The 11,969-nt window shown below is 53.8% G+C and carries 9 protein-coding genes; 4 read left to right on the top strand and 5 right to left on the bottom strand.

Annotation, left to right across the window (positions count from 1 at the left end):
- Positions 1–9: 9 nt before the first annotated feature.
- Together CHH28_RS11345 and CHH28_RS11340 are read right to left on the bottom strand one after the other, a co-directional pair.
- The gene (locus CHH28_RS11345; protein WP_199243891.1) at positions 10–420 is read right to left on the bottom strand and encodes a YbaN family protein; all 411 of its coding nucleotides are present in this window, start codon (positions 418–420) and stop codon (positions 10–12) included.
- A 115-nt stretch (positions 421–535) separates the two neighbouring features.
- Positions 536–1,528 carry a GlxA family transcriptional regulator gene (locus tag CHH28_RS11340; RefSeq protein ID WP_094060415.1) on the bottom strand — a complete coding sequence of 331 codons (993 nt, stop codon included), beginning with the start codon at positions 1,526–1,528 and terminating at the stop codon, positions 536–538.
- A gap of 97 nt (positions 1,529–1,625) precedes the next feature.
- Here CHH28_RS11340 and CHH28_RS11335 point away from each other — a divergent pair, with 97 nt between their 5' ends.
- The 4 genes from CHH28_RS11335 (at position 1,626) to CHH28_RS11320 (ending at position 8,434) form a co-directional block, all read left to right on the top strand.
- Positions 1,626–3,398, top strand: a complete 1,773-nt coding sequence (locus CHH28_RS11335; protein ID WP_094060414.1) for an acyl-CoA dehydrogenase — start codon at positions 1,626–1,628, stop codon at positions 3,396–3,398.
- A 24-nt stretch (positions 3,399–3,422) separates the two neighbouring features.
- Entirely contained in the window at positions 3,423–4,205 is a 783-nt protein-coding gene (locus CHH28_RS11330; RefSeq protein ID WP_094060413.1) for a crotonase/enoyl-CoA hydratase family protein, read from the top strand.
- A 189-nt stretch (positions 4,206–4,394) separates the two neighbouring features.
- Positions 4,395–6,224: a methyl-accepting chemotaxis protein gene (locus CHH28_RS11325; protein WP_233243853.1), complete on the top strand. Its 1,830-nt coding sequence runs from the start codon at positions 4,395–4,397 to the stop codon at positions 6,222–6,224.
- Positions 6,225–6,304: 80 nt separating this feature from the next.
- The gene (locus tag CHH28_RS11320) at positions 6,305–8,434 is read left to right on the top strand and encodes a methyl-accepting chemotaxis protein (RefSeq protein ID WP_094060411.1); all 2,130 of its coding nucleotides are present in this window, start codon (positions 6,305–6,307) and stop codon (positions 8,432–8,434) included.
- 125 nt (positions 8,435–8,559) lie between these two features.
- Here the strand turns inward: CHH28_RS11320 and der are convergent, their stop codons facing one another.
- The 3 genes from der to CHH28_RS11305 are packed head-to-tail and all read right to left on the bottom strand — an operon-like array spanning position 8,560 to position 11,956.
- On the bottom strand, positions 8,560–10,053 hold the full coding sequence (der, locus tag CHH28_RS11315) for a ribosome biogenesis GTPase Der (RefSeq protein WP_094060410.1): 1,494 nt from the start codon (positions 10,051–10,053) through the stop codon (positions 8,560–8,562).
- Positions 10,054–10,091: 38 nt separating this feature from the next.
- Positions 10,092–11,294 (bottom strand): outer membrane protein assembly factor BamB, encoded by a 1,203-nt coding sequence (bamB, locus tag CHH28_RS11310; RefSeq protein ID WP_094060409.1) that lies wholly within the window; start codon positions 11,292–11,294, stop codon positions 10,092–10,094.
- Positions 11,294–11,956: a YfgM family protein gene (locus tag CHH28_RS11305; protein WP_094060408.1), complete on the bottom strand. Its 663-nt coding sequence runs from the start codon at positions 11,954–11,956 to the stop codon at positions 11,294–11,296. The genes bamB and CHH28_RS11305 overlap by 1 nt, the downstream gene beginning before the upstream one ends.
- Between the last annotated feature and the right edge of the window lie 13 nt (positions 11,957–11,969).

Genomic DNA, 11,969 nt, shown 5'->3' with positions numbered 1-11,969 from the left:
TCGTTGTTATTATTTTAGAGTTAGCGTTGGCAGCCGCAGTATGTAAATGGTGACGCCTGCACCAATCAGCGGCAACAGCACCTGCAACATCGGGCGCGGCACCAACACAAAGGCCGTTAACAGCATGACGCTCCACATCAGCGCCAAAGAGTACATTTTTGCCCGCCAGGGCATGCCTTTGCCACCCAGGTAATAAATCACATAATTACCCAAGCGTGGGTGATGAATCAACCACTGATAAAAGCGCGTCGAAGTGCGCAAAAAGCACGCCGCCGCCAACAATAAAAAAGGCGTGGTCGGCAGCACGGGTAAAAAAATACCGATCACCCCCAAAGCCACGGCAAGCCATCCGCAGGCAAATACCAGATGACGCAGCAGTGGATGGCGAATCGTTTTTTGTTCTGTCATCGGTGCAGACATGACATCATCCCTGTGACCTAAAACCTAAAGACGCTGCTGGCCCAGCTGCATCAGCACCCTATTTATGGCGTGCTGACACTAAAAGGCTAAGCGACACAGCTGCTGCAAGCATAGCTCAATAGCGGCGGGCAAATCGACGTCGATATTCGGTCGGTGTCAGGCCGGTTTTTTTACGGAATAAGCGTCTAAACGAGCTGGCGTCTTCATAGCCGACGTCGGTCATCACCACGTCCACGGTACGCCCGGTTTCTTCCAGCAGCTTTTGCGCCGCTTCGATACGAATCGACTGCACATACGCGTTAGGCGGCATGTCCAGCGCGGCATTAAAGCGCCGAATTAAAGTGCGCTTGGAGACGCTCAAACGATCGGCCAGATCTTCTACCGTAAACGGCTGTGCAAAATGTTGCTCTAGCCATTGCTGGGCCTGGCGCACCAAATCGTCTTTGTGCGGCTTGGCCAGGCGCATCAATGAGTACGACAACTGGCTATCACGGCGATAATCGATCACAAAGGCTTTGGCCGTTTGAATAGCGGCTTCAAAACCGACATGGCGCTCAATAATGTGCAGGCCTAAATCAAACCAAGCCAAGCCACCGCCAGCGCAATAGATGTGCTCATCACGGGTCAGCAATTGATCCGCCTTGAGCTCGACTTCTGGGTAACGCTGTTCAAACAGCTCCTTAAAACCCCAATGCGTGGTAGCGCAGCGGCCGCGTAAAATACCCGCTTCGGCCAATAAAAAGTTGCCGGTGCAATTGCCCGCAATGGTCCAGCCCTGCGCGTCGGCATGCTGCAACAGTTGTAGAACCGGCTCAGCATCTGGCAGAACTTCCTCCACCGGGCCGCCAATGGTGGGCACGATGACTGCATCGACCTCGGTCGTGCCATTCACCACTTGGTCAAAACTTAAGTGGCTGGCCAGTTGCAAACCGTTGATGCAACGGACGCTGTCACCCTGCGGGCTGGCAATGCGCACATTAAATAATCGCTGCGCTTCTTTGCCTTCAATACGATTCCAAGTAACACCGGCCAAACCGAATAAATCGGCAACACCGGTGATGGCAGATGCCAACGCGCGATCAAAACCGATCACCACCACATTGATCATAACTGTCACTTATAGCCTCAAGAGTGGCTATATTGCCAATTACACACTGGCATAGCAAGCATCATAGTGGCTGTATGTGACAATTGGAGAGCGCCTTGTGTCTAAGTTGATCAACCCCACCGACCTCAATTTTTTGCTGTACCAGGTGTTTCAAGCCGATCAGTTAAACCAACTTGAGGCCTTTAAAGAGCACGACCGCAGCACTTACGACGCTGTATTGCGCACCGCAGAGCACATTGCCGAGGCGTATTTTTTACCACACAACGCCAAAGCCGACGCACAAGAACCACACTTTGATGGCCAGCGTGTCACCACGGTGGATGAGGTAAAAGTTGCTTGGCAGCACTTTGCTGATGCCGGTCTTATCAACGCACGCCACGCGTACGACGACGGCGGTATGCAGCTGCCGGCATTGATACACAGCGCCTGCAATGCATTTTTTATGTCCGCCAATCCATCCACCGCCGGCTACCCCTTTTTAACCTCGGCTGCGGCCAACGTCATTCATGCCTTTGGCACCGAAGAGCAAAAACACACCTATTTGCCCGCCATGTTCAGCGGTCAATTTGCCGGTACCATGGCGTTAACCGAGCCGGACGTTGGCTCATCACTGGGCGATCTGACCACCAAAGCGATTCCGCAGGATGATGGCAGTTACCGCATAAAAGGCCAGAAAATGTACATCTCTGGTGGCGATCAGGACATCACCGACAACATCGTCCACTTGGTGTTAGCGCGCATCGAGGGTGCACCGGCCGGGGTAAAGGGCATTTCCCTATTTATCGTGCCGAAAATTCGCGTCAACGCCGATGGTCAACTCGGTGACCACAACGACGTGCAGCTGGCAGGCTTACTGCACAAAATGGGTTATCGCGGCACCACATCGACGGTATTAAATTTCGGCGAACAAGACGACTGCCATGGCTGGCTGATTGGTGAAGCAAATCAGGGCCTGAGCTACATGTTCAAAATGATGAACGAAGCGCGCATCGGAGTCGGCTTAGGCGCCGCCATGATTGGCTATCGCGGCTATCTTGAATCCCTCGACTATGCCCGCCAGCGCCCGCAAGGCCGTGCAGTCGGTGAGCGTGATCCGCTCAGCAAACCGCTCAATATCATTGAGCATGCCGATGTAAAACGCATGTTGCTGGCACAAAAATCCTACGTCGAAGGCTCGTTGGCATTGTGTTTATTCGCCGCTCGGCTGGTGGATGAAAGCGAGCAAGGGCAACAACAAGACAGCGCCATTTTGCTGGATTTATTAACGCCGGTGGTGAAGTCGTTTCCATCGTTTTATGGACCCAAAGCCAATGATCTGGCCATTCAAGTATTGGGCGGCAGTGGTTACACCCGCGAGTATCCGGTGGAACAGTGCTACCGGGATAACCGCCTGAATCCGATTCATGAAGGCACTCATGGCATTCAATCGCTGGATTTACTGGGCCGTAAATTATGGCAGCACAATGGCAAAGGCCAGCAACTATTGCTGGCACGCATACAACAAACGCTTACCCGCGCGCAGCAGCATGACGCGCTGCAGCCCCTGTGTCAGTCCTATCAACAACACCTGAACACGCTGGTGAAAACCACCATGACACTGGGGCAAACCTTGCAACAAGGCAACGCCGAGCTGGGGTTGGCCAACTCCGCGCTGTACCTCGATATGATGGGACGTTGCGTGATCGGCTGGCTGTGGCTGGAAATGGCAGAAAAAGCCCTCAGCAGTGAATTGGCTGACGAGTTCATTCACGGAAAATTGCAAACCGCACGCTATTTCATTCGTTGGGAGTTGCCGGAAATCGAGCACCAGGCGCAGTTGTTATGCGGCTTGGATACCACGTGCATGGACATGCAAAACCACTGGTTTTAACCGCCGTCACGCAGGAGACATACCATGTCAGACAAATTATTGGTCGAACAACAACAGCATTGTCTTACCATCACCTTTAACCGGCCGGAGAAATACAACGCACTGGACCCAGAAAGCTATTACCTGCTGGCACAAGCGCTGTACCGTTTGCAGCACGACCCAGACCTGCGCGTTGGCATTATTCAGGCTAATGGCGAGCACTTTACCTCCGGTTTGGAGCTGGATCAGTGGGCGCCTATCTTTGCCGAAGGGCGCCTGCCACAGCTGCCCGACGACCACCTTGACCCTTACGGCTTAACCGGTGAGCGATTAACCAAACCACTGATCATTGCCGTACAAGGCCTGTGCTACACCTCGGGCCTGGAGCTGCTGTTGAATACCGATATTCGCCTGGTCACAGCAACAGCGAGGTTTGCCCAGCTGGAGGTCAAGCGCGGCATATACCCATGCGGTGGCGGCACCATCCGCTTGCCAGAAGAGATCGGCTGGGCTCGTGCGCAGCGCTATCTGCTGACCGGCGATGAGTTTAATGGCGAGCAGGCCTATGCCTGGGGACTGGCATCCGAGTTAGTGGCTGAGGACGAGTTACACCAGCGTGCTCAGCAACTGGCCCAGCGTATCGCCGATGCGGCTCCGTTGGGGGTCAGTGCCTCCCTTGCCTCCAGTAAGCAAGCGCGTTACCACGGTCAACAAAGTGCCATTGAACAGGTGTTTGATGCCATGCCCACAGTGTTAGCCAGTGAGGATGCGCGCGAAGGGGTTCAGTCTTTTCTGGAGCGCAGACCTGCTCGGTTTCAGGGGCGCTAATCACCCAGCTCTAAGAACATCGTTAGCAGCGCGGCGTAAGGACACCTCAGCTAACAACCCGCACTGCCGGTCAAGTGACTGCTGATACAGGTGCAGTCGCTGGCCAACTGTCACATTTCTGTCACATCAACTACAGTGAGGTAAGACGTAAACGGCCCTGCGGGTCAGACAAGGATGTTCGAGGTGGCAATGCTTTCTCCCCTGTCGTTAATTACTCAGCGCTTATCCATTGTGCAGCAGCACTTGCTGCTGATCCTTTTGGTGGTGGCAGGCTTTGCGGCCAGTGGCGCCGCCACCTGGAATCTGGCCAGCATCACAGATCTACTCAACCAGCGGCAGTCTTCATTGCAACAGTTGCAACAGCAGCTGTTGCAACTCAGACGCCATGAAAAAGATTTTCTGCAGCGGCTGGATATCGCTTACGTCGAAGAGTTTCAGCAGCAAGCAGGCAGTTTTCAGCAACAACTGCAGCTGCGCTTTGATGGAGATGTTGCCCGCTTGGCGCAGCGTTACATCGATGGCTTTGTCCAGCTGGCTGAACTACAGCAGCGCATCGGTCTGACCCCCACCACTGGCTTATACGGCGAGCTGCGCCAGGCCATCCACAACGTCGAAAAGCAAATTGATCAGCAGCCCGCCACTCAAGCGGCCATGTTAATGCTGCGCCGCCATGAAAAAGACTTTATGTTGCGCCGCGAATTAAAGTACCTGCAACGCTTTGAGCGCGATCTGCCCACGTTGCAACAGGCGCTAGCCGGTCAGTCACAATTGCTTAGCAATGTGCAAGCGTATCAGCAACGGTTTGCGGCGCTGGTCGATGCCGAAGTGCAAAAAGGCTTGGATCAAAACCAAGGTCTGCAGCAACAATTGCGTGACAGCGCCGCTGAACTTGAGCAACAGTTTGAGCAACGTCTTGAGCGTCTCACCGCACAGATGGAACAACAAAGAAACGCTTTATTGTCCGCTACCTTTTTTACCATGCTGGTATCGGCGATATTGGCACTGGCATTGGTCAGCTGGCTGTCGTTAGCGATCAGTCGCAGCATTCAAAAAATGACCCGCCGTGCAGTGCATACCGTGAAAGACAACGACATCAGTCAGCTGGCGGCGGAGCAACACAATGAGCTGGTGGTGCTGCAGGCGGCATTTGACCGTTTATATCAAAAATTGACTCAAGCCTTTGGACGCTTCGAGCAATCGGCGCAGCAAATCAGCCAAGTCGCGGGGACCATTCGCAGCGCTACACAAAATGTGGTGGAAAGCACCGACAGCGAACATGAACACTTGGAAAAATCCGCCACCGCCATTCACGAACTCAACGCTTCGATTCAGGAAGTCGCCAACCTGGCCAACCGCACCTCAGGTTATGTGCGTGATGTCACCGAGCGCCTCAACACCACCACCGATAAATCCAGCCAAGCGCAGGAAGCCATCGAGGTACTGCAGAACGAATTGGATCAAGCAGTGTCAGCTATTACCGAGCTAAAAGACGCCAACCGTGGCACAGAAAAAGTGCTGGATGCAATCGAGCAAATCGCCGAGCAAACCAATTTGCTGGCTCTTAATGCTGCGATTGAAGCGGCACGTGCCGGTGAACATGGCCGTGGCTTTGCAGTGGTGGCCGATGAAGTACGAGCGTTATCGAGACGCACAGCAGAAAGCACCGAAGAAGTGCGCACGACTCTGCGCCGTTTTGAAACCGTTATTAATAATGTGGTGGCGGCCGTGAATAGCTCCAACCAGCGCGGTGAAGAAGGTAAGAGCCAATCTTTCCATGCTCTGCAATTAATTCGCGAGATGACACAAAGCATGGCGGAAGTGGCGATGATGAACCTGCAAGTGGCCACTGCCGTAGAGCAGCAAAGTGTGGCCGCCAGCGAGGTCGATCATTACGTCAGTGACATCGTCACTGCAGCGGATAATGTGAAAGACCAAACCAGCCACAGTCTCGATGCCAGCAATCAACTGGCCACCGCCGTCGACGGCATTGTCGAAGCGGTGGGGTCCGTGCGCTTGTAGCGAAATATCCCAAGTCTGCAGGTTGGCAGGATTATCCTAAACTCCTTACATCAGTTTTTAATGATATATGGAGCAGTCGCATGAAGGCTTGGCCTCTGAAAACCAAATTATTGGCCGTCACACTGGCCATTGTTGTAACACTGACCCTGGCCATGGGGTGGCAAACTTTCAGCGGCATATCTGACATCAGTGAACGCTTATCTCGCCATGCTGGCGATAACTTAAAAACAGCTGTGGTTCGGCAGTTGCAAAGCAGCGCACGCGGCTACGGAGCGGATGTGAGCGGGTATATCAATGCCGCCTACCGTGTTCCACTGACCGTCGCCAATATTCTGTCTCACAGCATTGAAGCCGGCCCAGCCCAGCGTTTAAGCCGTGAACAAGTCAATCGACTATTGAGCGCCACCCTAGAACAGCACCAAGACATCAGTTCCGCATACGCCCAGTTCGAGGCCAATGGCTACGACGATGAAGATCGTTTTTGGTTGGGCAGCAGTGACATGCACACCGTGGCCGTGAATGGTGCGTTGGAGATTTATTTAATTCGCAACCGCCAAGGGCAGATCGAGCAGCAGCGCGTTGAGGAATCTGACAGCAAATATCTGAGCAACCGTAACGAGTTTGGTATCCGCGAAGCCGAATGGTATTTGTGCGGCAAAGACAGTGGCAAACCCTGTCTGATGGAACCCTATATGTACGAAATCAGCCCCGGGTATAACGAATTGATGACCAGCTTGACCGTGCCGGTAATGGCCGAAGGTCGCTTTCGTGGCATTGTCGGGGTAGACGCTAACCTGCCATTATTTCAACACATTACCGAAGAGCTCAGCACCGCACTGTACGATGGCGCTGCCAAGGTCACATTGCTCAGCCACATAGGTTTGGTGGCGGCGTCGAGCCATTACCAGGAGCATTTGGCACGGCCCCTCAATGAGGCCATGCCTGAACTGGGGGCTGAGCTGATGGAGTTGCACACCAGTGGTGGCCAGTTGGAAACCGATGATCGTTATTTTGTCTCCGCCGCCATTCCGATCAAAGCATCGGGCAATACCTGGGCGCTATTAATTGAACTACCCAAAGCGGTAGCCTTGGCAGAATTAACCGAGCTGCAAACGCTTATTGAAGACGAGCATGCGGTGGTGATTTCACAGCAAATTTTGGCCGCTGTGATTTTGGCCATTCTGGCAATATTCACCATGGCCGTGGTGGTCCGCTCAATTGTGCAGCCACTGAAGCGATTGAATCATCAGGTCAACCAACTGGCCTCAGCCGATGGCGATTTGACCCAGAGTCTGGAGCTGGATACCCACGCAGAACTGATCGAGCTGAGCCAGGGCTTTAATCGCTTTATTGTTAAATTGAAGAATTTGGTCGACTCTCTGAAAGCTGTCAGCACCGAAGTGCGTCAGCAATCGCAAGAAAATCTTAATATTTCCGGGCGCACGCGCAGCAGTACCGATGAACAGCAGCACGAAATCAACAATGTGGTGACAGCAACACAAGAAATGTCCGCCACCGCTCACGAAGTATCGCGCATTGCCAACGATGTATCGTCGCGCGCACAAGACATTCACACCTCGGTAACGGATTCGCAGCAGAACTTATCAACCGCACTGAATTCGGTGTTGGAAATGACTGATGGCATGACCAGTGCCAGTCAATCCATCAGCAAAGTGGCGCAGCACTCCGAAGACATTAACCGTATCTTGGAAGTCATTCGCAGCATCGCCGAGCAAACCAATTTATTGGCACTTAACGCCGCCATTGAAGCGGCTCGCGCAGGTGAGCAAGGTCGCGGCTTTGCTGTGGTTGCCGACGAAGTCAGAACGCTGGCATCTCGCACGCAAGAATCGACTGCAGAAATTGACGGCATGATTGAAACCTTGCAAAAAGAAGTGCACTCCGCCGTGAGCATTATTCAACAAGGTTCGGAGCAATCGTCGCAAAGTATGGATGCGACTCAGCATGCTCATGAATCATTGCATCAAGTGGTGGCAGCCATCGGTGAAATCGCCGATCACATCGGTCAGGTGGCCACTGCCGCCGAAGAGCAAAGCTCGGTCAGTGAAGAAATCACCCGCAACCTGACCGTTATTGGTGATGCCGCCAACATACTGGCTGAGTTGGCACAAGACGCCAACCACAGCAGTGTGCAAGTAACTCAGCAGCTGGATATTCTCGACCAGCGCCTGGCAGGCCTGCGAACGTAAGGCTTCATCAGAAGCCTTACGTGTTGAGGTACTTTTGAAGAATTTGGCGCCCACTACGGATCGCCGGAGGACTTGCGATGACGGCGCCGGTTTGCCGCCCTAGCAGCAAAAACCGGCGGTGCTTATCAATTAGATTTGCGACGCTGTCGTTTGGTTTTGTCTTTTTTCGCTTGGCGAATTGAGCTGGTTTTTTCCACCGCTTGAGCCCGTCGTTTGCTGCGGTGTTTGACTTCCGTTGCACGCTCAGAGAAGGGATTATCGCCCTGGCGGAACTCAAAGCGAATCGGTGTGCCCTGAATGTCCAATACGCGGCGGAAAGTGTTCGCCAAATAACGCTTATAGTCTTCTGGCAGCTCGTTGGTCATGTTGCCATGCACAATAATACGTGGCGGGTTGGAACCACCCTGGTGAGCGTAGCGAAGTTTGGGTCTGCGACCACGAATCAATGGCGGCTGGTGACTGGCAATGGCGTCTTCCAATATGCGCGTCAGCATGTTGGTTTGCCATTTCGACATGGCCGATTGATAGGCTTTATCCACCGACTCGTATAAATGGCCCACACCAGTACCGTGCAATGCTGAGATAAAGTGCTGCTCAGCAAAAGTCAGAAAGTCAAAGCGACGATCCAGCTCATCTTTAACGCGCTGCTTATCGTACGCGTCCATGCCATCCCATTTGTTAATCGCCAGCACCAACGCACGCCCTGAGTTCAGTACAAAACTCAGCATGTGCAAGTCTTGCTCAACAATGCCCGTGCGGGCATCCAGCACCAAGATGCATACATGGCAGTCCTGGATGGCTTGCAGCGTTTTAATGATGGAGAACTTTTCCGCTGCCTCGGAAATATTTTTGCGGCGGCGTACACCGGCGGTATCGATCAGGGTGTAGTCCTGACCAAAGCGCTCATAGGGAATATAAATACTGTCACGCGTGGTGCCGGCATGGTCATACACCACTACCCGGTCCTCGCCCAGCATGCGATTCACCAGCGTCGATTTACCCACATTCGGGCGGCCGACGACGGCGATTTTAATGCCGCGCACATCCAGCTCTTCGTGGCTGACTTCTTCCTCGGCCGGCTCGTCTTCTAGGTAGCCTGTTTCTGGCTCTTCTTCACTGAACTCGGCGCCCAGCAGTTCATCCATCACATGGTCAACCAAGGTCGAAACACCACGGTTGTGAGCGGCAGCAATCGCCAGAGGTTCGCCCATGCCGAGTTCATAAAACTCGCCCAACACCACGTCCGGATTTTTACCGTCAATTTTGTTGGCGATTAGGTAGGCAGATTTGCCGTTGCGACGCAGATGGTCGGCAATCATACGATCGCCAGCGGTTATACCAGCGCCCACGTCCACCATAAAAAATACGATGTCGGCTTCTTCAATGGCCTGGAAGCTTTGTTGCGCCATGACCTCGTCGATGCCTTCTTCTTCGCCACTGATACCGCCGGTATCAATCACGATAAAAGGCCGACGGCCCACTTTGCCCTCGCCGTATTTGCGGTCACGAGTAAGACCGGCAATTTCTGCCACCAGGGCATCGCGGCTTTTGGTCAGACGATTAAACAGTGTGGATTTACCAACGTTGGGACGACCAACCAGGGCAATGACGGGTAACATGACGGTAACCTTAGAGCAAACGGAATGGCGCGCTGACCTTATTGGTCAGCGTGCACAGTTAAGAGTAGCAGTTCGCCGGTATTACTGGTTACCAGCAGGCCACGTTCGGTAGCCACCATAGGAGCAGAAAGACCGAAATCGCGGCCGCGCAGACCACGCCAGTTGGTCATTTCAGGAGAGTTGGGAACGTTTTTGTGCAATGGCTTAGGACGCATGCGCTCACGCGCCAGCAGCTCGCCATCAACCAGGCTCAGCAGATATAAGAAACCTTCATCGTCAGCCACCGCTAGGTAGCGATCAAATACCGTGACCTGCCCCAGTGCTTTGCCTTGCAGTATGGTCTGTGTCCACTGATTCGCACCGTTGTAGATGTCGTACGCCTGCAGCGTGCCATCGTCCAGGCTCAGATATAAGCTGCCCAGAGCAAGAACAGGATGACCATAGCTCGAGCCATCTTCCTGCCAGCGGACCTCACCGCGTGGTGACAATGCAGCCACTTTACCGTGATAACTAGCAGCGTAAATCACACCGTTATCCCAAACCGGGGTGCCGTCCACATCGACCAGGCGTTCCAGTTCGGAGCGACCATCTGGAATCGCCAGACGTACATCCCAACGCGGAATGCCCAAACGTTTATCCAGCGCCACCACCTTGCCACTGGCAAAGCCGGTCACCACCAGTTGTTCCAACACTAATGGAGAGCTGGTACCGCGCACCGACAATACCGGCATCGCATGTTCGTAGGTCCATAGTTGCTCGCCGTTATCCCGCTGATAAGCACTCAAACGACCATCGATGGTGTGCACAAACACCCGCTGGGCATCACTGGCAACAGAGGCAACCGCCTCGGATGCCAGCGCCGAACTCCACTGCAGTTCACCTGCGGTGCTGATACTGTGCAGCATGCCATCCATGGTGGACACAAACAGCTGGTCACCGGCCAGAGCAACACCACCAATGATGTTTTGCTCCAGCGTCAGTTGCCATTGCTCAGCGCCACTGGCCAACTCCAGTGCCAATACACGACCGTCGGCTGAAGCCATAAACACCGTGTCGTTCTGCACTGCAGGGCGCAGACGGTTTAAGCGGGTGCCTGCTTGCTGCCCCAGGTTCAGGCGCCACTCGACATCAACATCAAGCTGATCATCAATGCTACTCAAGCTAGACTGCGGTTGCTCCGGTGTCGAACTGCAGCCAGCCACGGCCAACGACAACAACAGAGCGCAAAAAAGACGCGGCATTACACTTCTCCAGTGGACGCCAGATGGTCAATCTTGCGTTGCAGTAACTGCGCGCCAGCGCCATTGTCCTGCGCTGCTTGCAGTGCTTTTTGATAAGCCGCTAGAGCATCCGCGGTATTGCCCTGACGCCAGTAAATATCACCACGGGCTTCTTCAAACTGCACCTGATACGCAGGGTCAGGCACGGTAGCAATGCTGGCCAAGGCTTCATCAAAGCGCTCCAGCTCAGTCAGTACCAAGGCCAAGCGAGCTTGTGCGGTGTATTTGATCGGGCCGTTGTCGGCTGTCTCAACAACGTTCTTTAATGCCGCAGCAGCGCTGTCAAAATCACCACCATCGGAGGCTAAACGCGCAATAAACAAATTACCGAACTGCGCATACGCTGTGCCATCAAAATCATTCACCAAGCGCTCTGCCAACTGTTGCATATCTGCACGCGTGCCGTCGGTTTGCTCCGCTGCAGGCAAAGCGGCCTGCTCCACCAACTGTGAATACACCTGCGAGGCTGCTTCGGCCGTCGCTTGCTGATTGCTCTGGTAGCTGTCCCAGCCAAACCAACCGGCGGCAACAATCACGACAGACGCCACCAGGCTTTTGCCGTTTTCGTCCCACCACTTTTTCAGCGCTTCTACCTGTTCTTCTTCTGTGCGCATGTCACTCATGACTGCATCCCCA

The sequence above is a fragment of the Bacterioplanes sanyensis genome (assembly GCF_002237535.1).
Taxonomy (GTDB): Bacteria; Pseudomonadota; Gammaproteobacteria; order Pseudomonadales; family Oceanobacteraceae; genus Bacterioplanes; species Bacterioplanes sanyensis_A.
The sequence above is the reverse complement of the archived record's forward strand: the minus strand, read 5'-3'. Positions and strand labels throughout refer to the sequence as shown.